This is a genomic window from Streptomyces luteoverticillatus (genome assembly GCF_003970715.1).
GTDB classification, from domain to species: Bacteria; Actinomycetota; Actinomycetes; order Streptomycetales; family Streptomycetaceae; genus Streptomyces; species Streptomyces abikoensis.
Map to the genome: position 1 here is coordinate 3217313 of NZ_CP034587.1, position 15466 is coordinate 3232778.

Consider the following 15466-nt stretch of genomic DNA (forward strand, 5'->3'; position numbering starts at 1 on the left):
ATCCCTCTTTCAGGGTCGTGCCCCTCGCGTTAGCGATTTATGGGCTCTACATCAGTGGTCTGGGGGTCCGGGGACGGTGGGGGCCTCTTAGGAGGCCCCCACCAGACCCGTCAGACCTCTTCGACGCTGCTCGGCTCGCGCCGGGACAGGTCGATACCGAGCTCCTCCGCCGCGCGGAAGACGTCCTCGTCGGTGTCCCGCATCTCGATGGACATGCCGTCCGAGGACAGCACCTCCACGTTGAGGCAGAGGGACTGCATCTCCTTGATGAGCACCTTGAAGGACTCGGGGATGCCGGGCTCGGGGATGTTCTCGCCCTTGACGATCGCCTCGTAGACCTTCACTCGGCCGGTGACGTCGTCGGACTTGATGGTCAGCAGCTCCTGGAGGGCGTACGCGGCGCCATAAGCCTCCAGCGCCCACACCTCCATCTCACCGAAGCGCTGGCCACCGAACTGAGCCTTACCACCCAGCGGCTGCTGGGTGATCATGGAGTACGGACCGGTCGAACGGGCGTGGAGCTTGTCGTCGACCAGGTGGTGCAGCTTGAGGATGTACATGTACCCGACCGAGATCGGGTCCGGGAACGGCTCGCCGGAGCGGCCGTCGAACATCCGGGCCTTGCCGGACGGGAGCACCAGGCGCTCGCCGTCGCGGTTGGGGATCGTGGACTCGAAGAGACCGGCGATCTCGTCCTCGCGGGCGCCGTCGAAGACCGGGGTCGCGACGTTGGTGCCCGGCGCGACGTCGTCGGCGCCGATCGCCTGGAGGCGCTTCATCCACTCCTCGTCGCCCTCGACCTTCCAGCCGCGGCTGGCGAGCCAGCCGAGGTGGATCTCGAGGACCTGTCCCGGGTTCATTCGGGACGGGACACCGAGCGGGTTGAGGATGATGTCGACCGGGGTGCCGTCCTCGAGGAACGGCATGTCCTCGACCGGGAGGATCTTGGAGATGACACCCTTGTTGCCGTGGCGGCCGGCGAGCTTGTCACCATCGGTGATCTTGCGCTTCTGGGCCACGTAGACGCGGACCAGCTGGTTCACGCCCGGGGGCAGCTCGTCGCCCTCTTCGCGGTCGAAGACGCGGACGCCGATGACCTTGCCGATCTCACCGTGGGGGACCTTCAGCGAGGTGTCACGGACCTCACGGGCCTTCTCACCGAAGATCGCGCGGAGCAGACGCTCCTCGGGGGTCAGCTCGGTCTCCCCCTTCGGGGTGACCTTGCCGACGAGGATGTCGCCGGCGACGACCTCGGCACCGATGCGGATGATGCCGCGCTCGTCGAGGTCGGCGAGGACCTCCTCGGAGACGTTCGGGATGTCCCGGGTGATCTCCTCGGGGCCCAGCTTGGTGTCACGGGCGTCGACCTCGTGCTCCTCGATGTGAATCGAGGAGAGGACGTCGTCCTGCACGAGGCGCTGCGACAGGATGATCGCGTCCTCGTAGTTGTGGCCCTCCCACGGCATGAACGCCACGAGGAGGTTCTTGCCGAGCGCCATCTCGCCCTCGTCCGTGGACGGACCGTCGGCGAGCACCTGGCCGGTGACCACGCGGGCGCCCTCGTCCACGACGACCTTCTGGTTGAAGGAGGTGCCCTGGTTGGAGCGGGAGAACTTGGCGACGCGGTAGGTGTTGTACGTGCCGTCGTCGTTGGCCACCGTGACGTAGTCGGCGGAGACCTCCTGGACGACACCGTCCTTCTCGGCCTTGATGACGTCACCGGCGTCGACCGCGCAGCGGTACTCCATGCCGGTGCCGACCAGCGGCGCCTCGGCCTTGATCAGCGGAACGGCCTGGCGCATCATGTTCGATCCCATGAGCGCGCGGTTGGCGTCGTCGTGCTCGAGGAACGGGATCATGGCGGTCGCGACCGACACCATCTGGCGCGGCGAGACGTCCATGTAGTCGACCTCGTCCGGCGCGATGTAGTCGATCTCGCCGCCACGGCGACGGACCAGCACGCGGGCCTCGGCGAAGCGCATGTCCTCACCCAGGGCGGCGTTCGCCTGGGCGATGACGAAGCGGTCCTCCTCGTCGGCGGTCAGGTAGTTCACCTCGTCGGTGACCTGGCCGTCGACGACCTTGCGGTACGGGGTCTCGACGAAACCGAACGCGTTGACGCGACCGTAGGAGGCGAGCGAGCCGATCAGACCGATGTTCGGGCCTTCGGGCGTCTCGATCGGGCACATACGGCCGTAGTGCGACGGGTGGACGTCTCGGACCTCGAAGCCGGCCCGCTCACGGGAGAGACCGCCCGGACCCAGCGCCGACAGACGACGCTTGTGGGTCAGACCCGACAGCGGGTTGGTCTGGTCCATGAACTGGGACAGCTGGCTGGTGCCGAAGAACTCCTTGATGGAGGCGACGACCGGCCGGATGTTGATCAGGGTCTGCGGCGTGATCGCCTCGACGTCCTGGGTGGTCATCCGCTCGCGGACGACGCGCTCCATACGAGCCAGACCCGTGCGGACCTGGTTCTGGATGAGCTCGCCGACGTTGCGCAGACGACGGTTGCCGAAGTGGTCGATGTCGTCGGTCTCGACGACGATGTCCGTGCCGTTCTCACCGACGGTCTCGACCTCGCCGGCGTGCAGCTTCACCAGGTACTTGATCGTCGCGATGACATCGTCGACGGTCAGCACACCGGCGTCGAGCGGCGCGTCGGCACCCAGCTTCTTGTTGACCTTGTAGCGGCCGACCTTCGCGAGGTCGTAGCGCTTCGGGTTGAAGTAGAGGTTCTCGAGCAGCGTCTGCGCGGCCTCACGGGTCGGCGGCTCGCCCGGGCGCAGCTTGCGGTAGATGTCGAGCAGCGCGTCGTCCTGGCCCTGGGTGTGGTCCTTCTCCAGGGTGGCGCGCATGGACTCGTACTCGCCGAACTCCTCGAGGATCTGCTCGGTGGTCCAGCCGAGAGCCTTCAGGAGGACGGTGACGGACTGCTTGCGCTTGCGGTCGATGCGGACGCCGACCATGTCGCGCTTGTCGACCTCCATCTCCAGCCAGGCACCCCGGGACGGGATGATCTTGGCGGTGAAGATGTCCTTGTCGGACGTCTTGTCGATGGAGGAGTCGAAGTAGACACCCGGCGAACGGACCAGCTGCGAGACGACGACACGCTCGGTGCCGTTGATGCAGAAGGTGCCCTTCGGCGTCATGAGCGGGAAGTCGCCCATGAAGACCGTCTGGGACTTGATCTCACCGGTCTCGTTGTTGGTGAACTCGGCGGTGACGAAGAGCGGGGCCGCGTACGTGAAGTCGCGCTCCTTGCACTCGTCGATCGAGTTCTTCGGGGGCTCGAAGCGGTGGTCACGGAAGGTCAGCGACATCGACCCGCTGAAGTCCTCGATCGGGGAGATCTCCTCGAAGATCTCCTCCAGACCGGACTTGGTGGGGACGTCCTGACCACTTTCCAGCGCAGCCTCGACGCGAGCCTTCCAGGCGGCGTTGCCGAGCAGCCAGTCGAAGCTCTCGGTCTGAAGCGCAAGAAGGTTCGGAACCTCGAGGGGCTCCTTGATCTTCGCAAAAGAGATGCGCAGCGGGGCGGTGCTGGCGCCGGTGTTCGTATTGGCGGTCGAGGCGTTGCGCGAGGCGGCCAAGAGGGGGTCCTTCCGAGGGCTCGGACTCACTACGCGCGTACCGGTCCCACTCGTCGCGTACGAGAGAAATCCCAGCTCAGGGGGTTTCCTTCAGCTGTGCTCGAGAGTGGGCATGCCCCTGGTGACGGGCAGGGAGCAGCTAACAGGCAGCGCAAAGGGTCAGTGTAGCCACTTGGCCCACTGATGTCCAGAGCGGATTTCCGGAGACCGGTGCGATACCAATCTCTCCCTCCGGGATCCTGTTGTTCCGCATCGCCTGGCGTCCTGCCCGACGCAAGCCATGCGCGGGAAGCGCATGACGATACTTCCCGCTCCGCCTTCGATCCATGCCTCGGACGGAGGATCGATGTGGCGGCGCGTCCGTAGGACGCGTCCTGAGAATCGCGCGCGGCGTGCCGTTCGTCAAGGCCCCTCGGCCCCCGGCGGCCGCTCGGGGCGCCCTCCCGCCCTGCTGGGAGCGGGTTCGTCGCCTCGGGGAGGCGGCGAAGATCACCATACTCGTCTCCGGGCCGCCGTGCGCGCATCCGTCCCGGGAACGCCCAAGGGCGACCACCCGTGCGGGTGATCGCCCTTGGTTGATTCCGGCCCGGGGGCCGGAAAGGAGAGTCGGCAGACTCCCGAGGTACTTACTTGACCTCGACGGAGGCGCCGGCGCCCTTGAGGGCCTCGGCGGCCTTCTCCGCGGCGTCCTTGGCGACCTTCTCGAGGACGGGCTTCGGGGTGCCGTCGACGAGGTCCTTGGCCTCCTTCAGGCCCAGGGAGGTCAGCTCACGCACGACCTTGATGACCTGGATCTTCTTGTCACCGGCGGCGGTGAGGATGACGTCGAACTCGTCCTTCTCCTCGACCTCGGCGGCAGCGGCGCCACCAGCGGCACCGGCAACGACGACCGGCGCGGCGGCGGCGGCGGTGACGTCGAACTTCTCCTCGAACGCGGACACGAAGGCCGCGAGCTCGATGAGGGTCATCTCCTCGAACTGCGCGAGCAGCTCGTCCTGGGTCAGCTTCGCCATGATTGGCGTCCTTCCACTAAATCGGCAGGTGCCGGATGTACGTGTTGGCGGGCGTGCGGCCCGCTACGACCGGTGCCGGGTGGCGCCGGTCAATGCGCGAGCCGAATTACTCGGCACCGCCCTGCTCGGCGAGCTTGGCGCGCAGCGCGTCCGCAGTGCGGACGAGCTTCGTCGGCAGCGCCTGGAAGAGCGAGGCAGCCTGGGACTGCTTGCCCTTCATGGCACCGGCCAGCTTGCTGAGCAGAACCTCGCGGGACTCGAGGTCCGCAAGCTTCTTGATCTCATCGGCGGACAGCGCCTTGCCATCAAGGACACCGCCCTTGATGATCAGGTTCGGGTTCTCCTTGGCGAAGTCACGAAGACCCTTCGCCGACTCCACCGGGTCACCGGTGACGAAGGCGACAGCCGTCGGGCCAGCGAAAAGCTGGGCGTCGAGCTGGTACCCGGCCTCTTCGGCCGCGATCTTGGTCAGCGTGTTCTTCACCACGGCGTACTGCGCGTTCTCACCGAGCGAACGGCGCAGCGTCTTGAGCTGCGCCACGGTGAGACCGCGGTACTCGGTCAGCACAGCGGCGTTGGAGCTGCGGAACTTGTCCGTGAGCTCGGCAACCGCGGCGGCCTTGGCGGACGTCGCCATGAGCCTCGGCCTCCTTCCGGGTGATTCGGACCGCTTAGGCGCGAGAAGGGGGCTTGGGCAAAACGAAACGCCCCGGCGCAGGCGCTCGGGGCGTGACTCGACCGCGGGGACGTAATCCTCTTACGTCTCGGCGGGAGTGCAATCCACGTGACACCTGCGCAGGTCGCCCGCAGCTAGCGGATCCTTCGGCCGTCACACCTCCGGATGGAGACGCGACAACGACCAGCGGTCTTTGGCTTCCTCAGGAGATTACGCGATAGGTGCGTATGGATGCAAATCGAGCCGGGCCCCGCACCTTCGAAAGAGGTGCGGGGCCCGGCCCGTACTGCTCAGAGCGCCACTACGCGCCCGCCGAGGCCGTCTCAGACGGTCTCGTCCTCCACGAGGAGGTTGCGGGTGCGGTTGGAGTCCAGGGCGATGCCCGGGCCCATCGTGGTGGTCAGGGTCGCCTTCTTGATGTAGCGGCCCTTCGCGGCGGACGGCTTGAGGCGGTTGATCTCCTCGAGCGCGGCGGCGTAGTTCTCCACCAGCTTGGCCTCGTCGAAGGAGACCTTGCCGATGATGAAGTGGAGGTTCGAGTGCTTGTCGACTCGGAACTCGATCTTGCCGCCCTTGATCTCGGTCACGGCCTTGGCCGTGTCCGGGGTGACCGTGCCGGTCTTCGGGTTCGGCATCAGACCACGGGGACCGAGCACGCGGCCGAGGCGGCCGACCTTGCCCATGAGGTCCGGGGTGGCGACGACGGCGTCGAAGTCCAGACGGCCCTTGGCGACCTCGTCGATGAGCTCGTCGGCACCGACGATGTCGGCGCCCGCGGCACGCGCGGCCTCGGCACGGTCGCCGGTCGCGAAGACCAGGACCCGGGCGGTCTTACCGGTGCCGTGCGGAAGGTTCACGGTGCCACGGACCATCTGGTCGGCCTTGCGCGGGTCGACACCCAGGCGGAAGGCAACCTCGACGGTCGCGTCGAACTTGGTGGTGGAGGTCTCCTTGGCGAGACGGACGGCCTCGAGGGGAGCGTACAGACGCTCCTCGACCTTGGCGTCCGCAGCGCGGAGAGTCTTGCTGCGCTTCACTTCTGCTCCTGAAAGGTTGAGCGTGGAGTCGTGGTCCGGGCCAGCGCTTGGCCCTGCCACTAAGAGGTAAGACGGGAGCTGATCAGCCCTCGACCGTGACGCCCATGGAACGGGCGGTGCCGGAGATGATCTTCTCGGCGGCGTCCAGGTCGTTGGCGTTCAGGTCGGGCATCTTGATCGTGGCGATCTCGCGGACCTGCTCGCGCGTAAGCTTCGCGACCTTGGTCTTGTGCGGCTCGCCGGAGCCCTTCTCCACGCCCGCGGCCTTGAGGATCAGCTTGGCGGCCGGCGGAGTCTTGGTGACGAAGGTGAAGGAACGGTCCTCGTAGACCGTGATCTCCACCGGCACGACCATGCCACGCTGCGACTCGGTCGCGGCGTTGTAGGCCTTGCAGAACTCCATGATGTTGACGCCGTGCTGACCCAGCGCGGGGCCGACCGGCGGAGCCGGGTTGGCGGCGCCGGCCTTGATCTGGAGCTTGATGAGCCCCGTGACCTTCTTCTTCTTGGGAGGCATTGCTCTCTCCGGGTCCTAGTGAGAGTTTTTTTGCCATACGCACACTGCGCGCAGGCATACCGCACCACGATAACGGGTAACGCGGCGGGACCAAAAACCGAGAGGTCAGACCGGCCCTGGGGCGCGGTCTGACCTGTTCGGTGGTGTGTGGGCCAGAAGGGGTTAGTTCTTCTGGATCTGGTCGAAGCTGAGCTCGACCGGGGTCTCGCGGCCGAAGATCTCGACGAGGCCCTTGACCTTCTTCGAGTCGGCGTTGATCTCGTTGATCGTGGCCTGGAGGGTCGCGAACGGACCGTCCGTGACGGTGACCGAGTCGCCGACCTCGAAGTCCAGGACCTGGACCTCGACCTTGCGGGACGGGACCGGGCGGCCCTCGGCCTCGGCGGCCTCCTTGGCGGCCTTCGCCTCGGCCTCCGGGGCGAGCATCTTGACGATCTCGTCCAGGGTCAGCGGGTACGGGTCGTAGGCGTTGCCGACGAAGCCGGTGACACCCGGGGTGTTGCGGACGACGCCCCAGGACTCGTTCGTCAGGTCCATGCGCACCAGCACGTAGCCGGGGAGCTTGTTCTGGCGGACGGTGCGGCGGTCGCCGTTCTTGATCTGGACGACCTCTTCCTGCGGCACCTCGGCCTGGAAGATGTAGTCCTCGACGTTCAGCGAGACGGCGCGCTGCTCGAGGTTGGTCTTCACGCGGTTCTCGTAGCCCGCGTAGGTGTGGATGACGTACCACTCGCCGGGCAGACCACGCAGCTCGTCGCGGAGCGCGGCGACCGGGTCGACCGGGGCGGCCTCCTCCTCGGACTCCGCCTCCTCGTCGGCGGCGTCCTCGGCGGCGGCCTCGTCCTCGTCGGACTCGACGTGCAGCGCGGCCTCCTCGGCCGGCTCGCCCGCGGCGGCTTCCTCGGCGTCGAGCTCGTCGACGTTGTCGGCGTTCTCGACGATCTCCTGCGGGGTGTCGTCGCCCTGCACCTCGGCCGAGACAGCCTCGTCAACGTTGGCCTCCGCCGCGACGGGCTCGGCGGCGTCGTTCAGGTTCGGGTCAGACACGTGGCTGCTTCTTCCTGGCTACAAGGGGTGGAACGAGCGAATAGGCGGCACTCTACGAGGGCCGCCTTGCGCACGGGGGCCGGCTCAGCCGAAGACGTACTTGACGGCCTGCTCAAACCCATAGTCAATCACGGTCACCAGTCCAATGACGATGACAACGAAGACGATCACCACAGTGGTGTACGTCGACAGCTGGCTCTTGGAGGGCCAGACGACCTTGCGGAGCTCGGCGACTACCTGTCGGTAGAACAGCGCGAGGCGGCCCAGAGGGCCCTTCTTCCCGCGCTTTCCGCCGCGACGCTTTGCGGGCGCCTCGTCCTCGGGACGACCACTCTCAGGTGTCGCGGTGGAGCCGAGGGCTTCCGTCACTACGTCCTCACCTGAATCCCGGTCGTGGCCGTGCCGCGCCCGGGTGAGCCGCACGGCGGTGCATTTCAGTACGTACGCATGCACGCAACCTGGCGGTGCGTGTAGCAGGGCCGAAGGGACTTGAACCCCCAACCGCTGGTTTTGGAGACCAGTGCTCTACCAATTGAGCTACGACCCTTTGTGGTTCCCCCAACGTACCGCATCCGCCCGGAAGCACGGTGTGCCCGAGGGTTGATTCGCCGGTGGAGGCCAACGAGGCATGAGTGTACGTGCTCGAGCCGCCGACGTCGAACAGCTATCAGCGGCGACGCGTCCCGGCCGCCGTGACGCTCCGATCCGGAGGGTGCCGGGACCGGCGGTAACCCCGTGGGACGGCGCCTCCTGGCAATCCGCGTGCCCGGCCTCCGGCCGGTCTGGGACGATGCCCCTATGACCGCTGCGACTCCTCCCCAGTCCCCCACCGAGCGCCGGGTCTCCGCCCGCGTCGGTGCCATCTCCGAGTCCGCCACCCTGGCCGTGGACGCCAAGGCCAAGGCCCTCAAGGCCGCCGGGCGCCCGGTCATCGGCTTCGGCGCCGGCGAGCCCGACTTCCCGACCCCCGGCTACATCGTCGAGGCCGCGGTGGAGGCCTGCCGTACCCCCAAGTACCACCGCTACACCCCGGCCGGCGGCCTCCCCGAGCTGAAGGCCGCCATCGCCGCCAAGACCCTGCGCGACTCCGGCTACGAGGTCGACGCCTCCCAGGTGCTCGTCACCAACGGCGGCAAGCAGGCCATCTACGAGGCGTTCGCCGCGATCCTCGACCCGGGCGACGAGGTCATCGTCCCCGCCCCGTACTGGACCACCTACCCGGAGTCCATCCGCCTCGCGGGCGGTGTGCCGGTGGACGTCGTGGCCGACGAGACCACGGGCTACCGTGTGTCGGTCGAGCAGCTGGAGGCGGCCCGTACGGAGAAGACGAAGGTGCTGCTCTTCGTCTCCCCCTCCAACCCCACCGGCGCCGTCTACACCCGCGCCCAGGTCGAGGAGATCGGCCGCTGGGCCGCCGAGCACGGGCTGTGGGTGCTGACGGACGAGATCTACGAGCACCTGGTCTACGGCGACGCCGAGTTCTGCTCGCTGCCGGTCGTCGTGCCGGAGCTGCGCGACAAGTGCGTCGTCGTCAACGGTGTCGCCAAGACGTACGCCATGACGGGCTGGCGCGTGGGCTGGATCATCGGCCCGAAGGACGTCGTGAAGGCCGCGACGAACCTGCAGTCGCACGCCACGTCGAACGTGTCGAACGTCGCCCAGGTCGCGGCTCTGGCCGCCGTGTCGGGTGACCTGACGGCCGTCGACGAGATGAAGGTCGCCTTCGACCGCCGCCGCCGGAAGATCGTCTCGATGCTGAACGAGATCGACGGCGTGGTCTGCCCCGAGCCGGAGGGCGCGTTCTACGTCTACCCGTCGGTCAAGGAGCTGCTCGGCAAGGAGATCCGCGGCAAGCGCCCGGCCTCGTCGGTCGAGCTGGCCGCGCTGATCCTGGACGAGGCCGAGGTCGCGGTCGTCCCGGGTGAGGCGTTCGGCACGCCGGGCTACCTGCGGCTGTCCTACGCGCTGGGCGACGAGGACCTGGTGGAGGGCGTCTCGCGGATCCAGAAGCTGCTGGCCGAGGCGAAGTAGCCTGCGGCTCGCCATTTGGTGCGATGCGGGGTTCCGGCCGTGCTGTGCGGCCGGGGCCCCGCATTCGTTTTCGGGTTCGTTTTCGGGTCCGTCCCCGATCAGGGAAAACGCCTTCCGGTCCGGTGCCGGTTGAGGCAGGATCGGGCAATGGAACGCTCGCGTGATCTCCGTCTGCTGCCGAAGGCCCATCTGCACCTGCATTTCACCGGGTCCATGCGCCCCTCGACCCTGCTGGAGCTGGCCGACAAGTACGGCGTGCACCTGCCCGAGGCGCTGAGCGGCGGCGAGCCGCCGAAGCTGCGGGCCACGGACGAGCGGGGCTGGTTCCGCTTCCAGCGGCTCTACGACATCGCGCGCTCCTGCCTGCGGTCCGAGGAGGACATCCGGCGGCTGGTGCGCGAGGCCGCGGAGGAGGACGTCCGGGACGGTTCGGGCTGGCTGGAGATCCAGGTCGACCCCACCTCGTACGCGCCCCGGCTGGGCGGTCTGATCCCGGCCCTGGAGATCATCCTGGACGCGGTGGAGGACGCGTCGAGGGAGACCGGGCTGGGGATACGGGTCCTCGTCGCCGCGAACCGCATGAAGCACCCGCTGGACGCCCGTACGCTCGCGCGGCTGGCGGTGCGCTACGCCGACCGGGGCGTGGTCGGCTTCGGGCTCTCCAACGACGAGCGGCGCGGGCTCGCCCGGGACTTCGACCGCGCCTTCGAGATCGCCCGGGAGGGCGGCCTGCTGGCCGCGCCGCACGGGGGCGAGCTCTCGGGGCCGAGCAGCGTCCGCGACTGCCTGGACGACCTCCACGCGACCCGCGTGGGGCACGGCGTGCGGGCCGCGGAGGATCCGCGGCTGCTGCGGAAGCTCGCGGAGCGGGGGGTGACGTGCGAGGTCTGCCCGTCCTCGAACGTCGCCCTGGGCGTCTACGACAAGCCGTCGGACGTCCCGCTGCGGACGCTGTTCGACGCGGGCGTGCCGATGGCGCTGGGCGCGGACGACCCGCTCCTCTTCGGCTCGCGCCTGGCGGCGCAGTACGAGCTGGCGCGGGAGCACCACGGCTTCACGGACGCGGAGCTGGCGGAGCTGGCGCGGCAGTCCATCCGCGCCTCCCGCGCCCCGGAGGGGGTGCGCCAGGAGCTCCTGGCGGGGGTGGACGCCTGGGTGGCGGCGTAGCCGCCGGGTTGTGGGCAATCGTTCCGCAAGGGCGGAACGGGTGGGCACAACCCGGCCCGCAGCCGGACGACTACAGACTGACCCCCACGGTCACGGGTTCGTTCACGAGGGTGACCCCGAACGCGGCGTGAACGCCGTCCCGCACCTCGCGGGCGAGGGCCAGGAGATCCTCCGTGCTGGCCGAGCCCCGGTTCGTGAGGGCGAGCGTGTGCTTGCCCGAGATCCGGGCCGGCCCGGAGCCGTACCCCTTGGTGAAGCCCGCCTTGTCGATCAGCCACGCGGCCGAGGTCTTGACCAGGCCGTCCCCCGCCGGGAAGGCGGGCGGCATGACGTCGGCCCCGAGCCGCTCGGTCACGCGGGCCAGGAACGCCTCGTGCTCGGCGGCGGTGAGGATGGGGTTGGTGAAGAAGGAGCCCGCCGACCAGGTGTCGTGGTCCTCGGGGTCGAGCACCATGCCCTTGCCGGAGCGCAGCTTGAGCACGGTCTCGCGGGCCCGGACGGCCGGGACGCGGTCGCCCTGCTCGACGCCGAGCGTGCGCGCGGTCTCGGCGTAGCGGATGGGGGCGGAGAGCCCGCCCGCGTCCTCCAGCTCGAAGCGGACGCGCAGGACGACGTAGCGCGAGGGGTCCTCCTTGAAGCGGCTGTGCCGGTAGGAGAAGGCGCACTCGGTGCTGGTGAGGGTGACGGTCTCGTCGGTGCGGCGGTCGTAGGCCACGACCTCGGTGATCGTCTGGGAGACGTCCTGGCCGTAGGCGCCGACGTTCTGGATGGGGGTGGCGCCGGCGGAGCCGGGGATGCCGGCCAGGCACTCGACGCCGGCGAGGCCGGCGTCGACGGTGCGGGCGACGGCGTCGGACCAGTTCTCACCGGCGGCGAGCTCGAGGCGGGTGCCCTGGAGGTCGAAGCCGGTGGTGGCGATGCGCAGGGCCGTGCCGTCGAAGCCCTTGTCGGAGATGACCAGGTTGCTGCCGCCGCCGATGATCAGCAGCGGGGTGCCGGTGCGGTCGGCCTCGCGGACGGTCTCGACGACCTCGGCGTCGGTGACGGCCGTGATCAGTCGGGTCGCGGGGCCGCCGAGCCGGAAGGTGGTCAGGGGGGCGAGGGGGGCGTCGTGTCGTTCCTGCACGGGCACCAGGGTACGGGGGTGGGGCGGGGGCGGGGCGGGGTGGACGGGCCCTTACGGGGCTGAGCTCTTCGCGGTGCCTGCCACCTTGGTGCGGGGCGCCCCGTATTCACCTCTGGCGGCGAAGAGCTCCTTACGCCCCTACCAGGGCCCATCCACCCCGCCCCGCCCCCTCACGTCAGTACCCGGGGGCGCCGGTGGCCGTCAGCCCCTACCCGGGCCAATCCGGTCCGGGCAATCGGGCGGGCGGGTGGGGTAGAACCCGCGCCGAAGGCGCGGAAAACCCCCACCGGGGGCACCCGGAAAGCGCGGCTCAGGCGAGGGCGACGACCGCTCGGGCCATGCCGAGGACCTTCTGGCCGTCGCAGACGGCCGTGAGGTCCACGCGGACCGTGCGGGCCTCGTCGTCGAGCTTCGCCGCCACCTTGGCGGAGACCTCGACAACCGCACCCTTGTCGTCGTTCGGAACGACGACCGGCTTGGTGAACCGCACGCCGTAGTCGACCACCGCGGCAGGGTCACCGACCCAGTCGGTGACGACCCGGATCGCCTCGGCCATGGTGAACATGCCGTGCGCGATGACGTCCGGCAGACCCACCTCCTTGGCGAACTTCTCGTTCCAGTGGATCGGGTTGAAGTCGCCGGAGGCGCCCGCGTAGCGGACGAGTGTGGCGCGTGTCACGGGGAAGGCCGCGGCGGGCAGCTCGGTGCCGACCTCGACGTCGTCGTACGAGACTGTGGCGGCCATCACGCCTCCTCGGCGGCGCGCGCCACCAGCTTCGTGTGCGCGGTCACGACGTGTTCGCCGGCCGCGTCGTGGACCTCGCCGCGGACGAGCAGGACGTCGTTGCCCGCGAGCGACTTGATCGACTCGATCGTGGACGTGACCGTCAGCAGGTCGCCCGCCCGCACGGGGCGGGTGTACGCGAATTTCTGGTCGCCGTGCACCACTCGGGAGTAGTCCAGCCCCAGCTGCGGGTCCTGGATGACCAGCCCGGCGGCCTTGAAAGTGATCGCGAACACAAAAGTGGGCGGAGCGATCACATCGGGGTGGCCGAGCGCCTTGGCGGCCTCGGGGTCGGTGTACGCCGGATTGGCGTCGCCGATGGCCTCGGCGAATTCGCGGATCTTCTCCCGGCCGACCTCATAGGGGTCGGTGGCCGGATAGGTCCGTCCGACGTAGGACTGGTCGAGCGCCATGGCCCGGCACCTCCTGAGTGGACTGGTCCTTGAGGGGACTGTTTACGGGTCGGAATATGCCATGAGGCCGCCCCCAGAAGCTGGGGACGGCCTCATGAACGACCTGTTGCGCTGTTAGCGCGTCTCGCGGTGCGCCGTGTGGGCGTTGCAACGAGGGCAGTGCTTCTTCATCTCAAGACGGTCCGGGTCATTACGCCGGTTCTTCTTGGTGATGTAGTTCCGCTCCTTGCACTCCACGCAGGCCAGCGTGATCTTCGGGCGGACGTCGGTGGCAGCCACGTGAGTGCTCCTTGACGGATGGACGGATACAACGCATAAAAGAGTAGCCGATCGGAGGACCGACCCCACAATCGGCTACTGTGTGTAGCGGCGACCGGACTTGAACCGGTGACACAGCGATTATGAGCCGCTTGCTCTACCGACTGAGCTACGCCGCTTTGATGAGGTTGGTTCTCCCGTCCGAAGACGGGAGAACCTCTCCCACCAGAGCCCCAAAACGGAATCGAACCGTTGACCTTCTCCTTACCATGGAGACGCTCTGCCGACTGAGCTATTGGGGCGAGCGAGGAAGACATTACACGGTCTGCGGCCGAAGGTGAAATCCGTATGCGGCCGCCCCTGCCAGGGCGTTCTTCCCGGCCGTCACCGGCGTGGCCGCCGGCGTGTTCCCGGCCGCCCAGAAGGCCACACCAGTACGACTATTCGGCGGTTCCGCCGACCGGCTCGGTGCGCGGCCTACGCTCGAACCGCTGCGTGATCATGCCCGCCCCGGCCTACCGGAGGATCGTGATGCCCGACAGTCAGCCGCAGCCCGCGAGAAGCCCCGACGGGGACGCCGCCGCCCCGCCGCCGGGCGAGGGCGCGCTGGTGCTCTGCGGTGCCCGGCTCGCCGACGGGCGCGTGGTGGACGTACGCCTCAGCGGAGGGCGCATCGAGGCCGTCGGCACGGCGGGCAGCCTGGCGCCCGGCCCGCGCGTCGACCTCACCGGCTATGTGCTGCTGCCCGCGCCCGCCGAGCCGCACGCCCACCTGGACACCGCGCTGACGGCCGATGTCGCCGGCCCCGTCCCGCACGGCGTCGAGGACGTCCAGCGCCGGACGACGGAGGCCGCCCTGCTGCAGCTGGGCCACGGCGCCACCGCCGTGCGCACCCACGTCCGCGTGGGCGACGTGGCGGGGCTGCGGGCCCTGGAGGGCGTCCTGGCGGCGCGGCGCTCGCTGCGGGGGCTCACGGAGCTCAGCGCGGTCGCCGTGCCCCGGCTGCTGACCGGCGTCGCGGGGGCCGACGGGCTCGCCATGCTGCGGGACGCCGTCGGGATGGGCGCCACCGTCATCGGCGGCTGCCCCGACCTCGACCCCGATCCCACCGGCTACGCCGAGACCGTCCTCGCGCTGGCCGCCGAGCACGGCTGCGCCGTCGACCTCCACACGGACGGCGCCGAACCGGCCCGGCTGGCCCGGCTGGCCGCCATGGCGGGCGGGCTGCGCCCCGGGGTGGCCATCGGGCCGTGCGGGGCCCTCGCCCGGCTCCCCCGGGACCAGGCCGCCCGCGCGGGCCAGCAGCTGGCGGCGGCCGGGGTGACGGTGGTCTGCCTGCCCCAGGGCGACTGCGGGGTCGCGGGCGGCGCCCGGGGCGACGGGGGCGCCTGGTGCGCGCCCGTACGGCTGCTGCGCGCGGCGGGCGTCAAGGTCGCGGCGGGCAGCGGCTCGCTGCGCGACGCCGTCAACCCCGTGGGGCGCGGCGATCCTCTGGAGGCCGCCTACCTGCTCGCCTCGCACGGCGAGCTGGCCCCCGAGCAGGCCTACGAGGCCGTCAGCGGCCGGGCCCGCGCGGTGATGGGCCTGCCGGAGGTCCGGGTGGAGGCCGGCTTCCCGGCGGAGCTGCTGGCCGTCCGGGGCCGCGCCGTCGCGGGCGTCCTGTCGCTCGGCTACAGCCGGCTCGTCGTCCACCACGCCCGGGTCGTCGCCCGGACCAGCGCGGTCCGCGAATACGGCGACGTCCAGGCCACGGTGGCCCTGGACCTGCCCCGGCAGTCGCCGCGCGGCGGCGACCCCTCGTGAG

At 69.4% G+C, this 15466-nt stretch carries 14 protein-coding genes and 3 tRNA genes; 3 read left to right on the plus strand and 14 right to left on the minus strand.

Annotated features, from left to right (window positions below):
• Positions 1–110: 110 nt before the first annotated feature.
• The 8 genes from rpoB to EKH77_RS14075 all read right to left on the minus strand — a co-directional run bounded on the left by rpoB (position 111) and on the right by EKH77_RS14075 (position 8430).
• The gene (gene rpoB / locus EKH77_RS14030) at positions 111–3593 is read right to left on the minus strand and encodes a DNA-directed RNA polymerase subunit beta (RefSeq protein WP_126914718.1); all 3483 of its coding nucleotides are present in this window, start codon (positions 3591–3593) and stop codon (positions 111–113) included.
• A 626-nt stretch (positions 3594–4219) separates the two neighbouring features.
• Positions 4220–4606, minus strand: coding sequence for a 50S ribosomal protein L7/L12 (rplL, locus tag EKH77_RS14045; protein ID WP_126914720.1), 387 nt, complete (start codon positions 4604–4606; stop codon positions 4220–4222).
• 106 nt (positions 4607–4712) lie between these two features.
• On the minus strand, positions 4713–5243 hold the full coding sequence (rplJ, locus tag EKH77_RS14050) for a 50S ribosomal protein L10 (RefSeq protein WP_126914721.1): 531 nt from the start codon (positions 5241–5243) through the stop codon (positions 4713–4715).
• A gap of 362 nt (positions 5244–5605) precedes the next feature.
• A complete protein-coding gene (gene rplA / locus EKH77_RS14055; RefSeq protein ID WP_126914722.1) occupies positions 5606–6319 on the minus strand; it encodes a 50S ribosomal protein L1 in 714 nt (237 codons plus the stop codon).
• Between the two features lie 82 nt (positions 6320–6401).
• Positions 6402–6836 carry a 50S ribosomal protein L11 gene (gene rplK / locus EKH77_RS14060; protein ID WP_126914723.1) on the minus strand — a complete coding sequence of 145 codons (435 nt, stop codon included), beginning with the start codon at positions 6834–6836 and terminating at the stop codon, positions 6402–6404.
• Positions 6837–6998: 162 nt separating this feature from the next.
• Complete coding sequence (nusG, locus tag EKH77_RS14065; RefSeq protein ID WP_126914724.1) at positions 6999–7883, minus strand: transcription termination/antitermination protein NusG; 885 nt, start codon at positions 7881–7883, stop codon at positions 6999–7001.
• Positions 7884–7967: 84 nt separating this feature from the next.
• Entirely contained in the window at positions 7968–8252 is a 285-nt protein-coding gene (secE, locus tag EKH77_RS14070) for a preprotein translocase subunit SecE (protein WP_126918064.1), read from the minus strand.
• A gap of 105 nt (positions 8253–8357) precedes the next feature.
• Positions 8358–8430, minus strand: a tRNA-Trp gene (locus EKH77_RS14075).
• 251 nt (positions 8431–8681) lie between these two features.
• Between EKH77_RS14075 and EKH77_RS14080 the strand changes: the two genes are divergently transcribed.
• A complete protein-coding gene (locus EKH77_RS14080; protein ID WP_126914725.1) occupies positions 8682–9914 on the plus strand; it encodes a pyridoxal phosphate-dependent aminotransferase in 1233 nt (410 codons plus the stop codon).
• A 147-nt stretch (positions 9915–10061) separates the two neighbouring features.
• Positions 10062–11081 (plus strand): adenosine deaminase, encoded by a 1020-nt coding sequence (locus tag EKH77_RS14085; RefSeq protein ID WP_126914726.1) that lies wholly within the window; start codon positions 10062–10064, stop codon positions 11079–11081.
• Positions 11082–11151: 70 nt separating this feature from the next.
• Here the strand turns inward: EKH77_RS14085 and EKH77_RS14090 are convergent, their stop codons facing one another.
• The 6 genes from EKH77_RS14090 to EKH77_RS14115 all read right to left on the minus strand — a co-directional run bounded on the left by EKH77_RS14090 (position 11152) and on the right by EKH77_RS14115 (position 13964).
• Positions 11152–12207 (minus strand): UDP-N-acetylmuramate dehydrogenase, encoded by a 1056-nt coding sequence (locus EKH77_RS14090; protein WP_126914727.1) that lies wholly within the window; start codon positions 12205–12207, stop codon positions 11152–11154.
• A 310-nt stretch (positions 12208–12517) separates the two neighbouring features.
• Positions 12518–12952, minus strand: a complete 435-nt coding sequence (locus EKH77_RS14095) for a MaoC family dehydratase (protein WP_126914728.1) — start codon at positions 12950–12952, stop codon at positions 12518–12520.
• Entirely contained in the window at positions 12952–13404 is a 453-nt protein-coding gene (locus EKH77_RS14100) for a MaoC family dehydratase N-terminal domain-containing protein (RefSeq protein ID WP_126914729.1), read from the minus strand. Before EKH77_RS14100 ends, EKH77_RS14095 begins: the two co-directional genes overlap by 1 nt.
• 114 nt (positions 13405–13518) lie before the next feature.
• Positions 13519–13683, minus strand: a complete 165-nt coding sequence (rpmG, locus tag EKH77_RS14105; RefSeq protein WP_004571794.1) for a 50S ribosomal protein L33 — start codon at positions 13681–13683, stop codon at positions 13519–13521.
• Positions 13684–13768: 85 nt separating this feature from the next.
• Positions 13769–13841: transfer RNA gene (locus EKH77_RS14110), tRNA-Met, on the minus strand.
• A 50-nt stretch (positions 13842–13891) separates the two neighbouring features.
• Positions 13892–13964: transfer RNA gene (locus EKH77_RS14115), tRNA-Thr, on the minus strand.
• A gap of 229 nt (positions 13965–14193) precedes the next feature.
• Between EKH77_RS14115 and EKH77_RS14120 the strand changes: the two genes are divergently transcribed.
• The gene (locus EKH77_RS14120; protein WP_126914730.1) at positions 14194–15465 is read left to right on the plus strand and encodes an amidohydrolase family protein; all 1272 of its coding nucleotides are present in this window, start codon (positions 14194–14196) and stop codon (positions 15463–15465) included.
• Position 15466 lies beyond the last annotated feature (1 nt).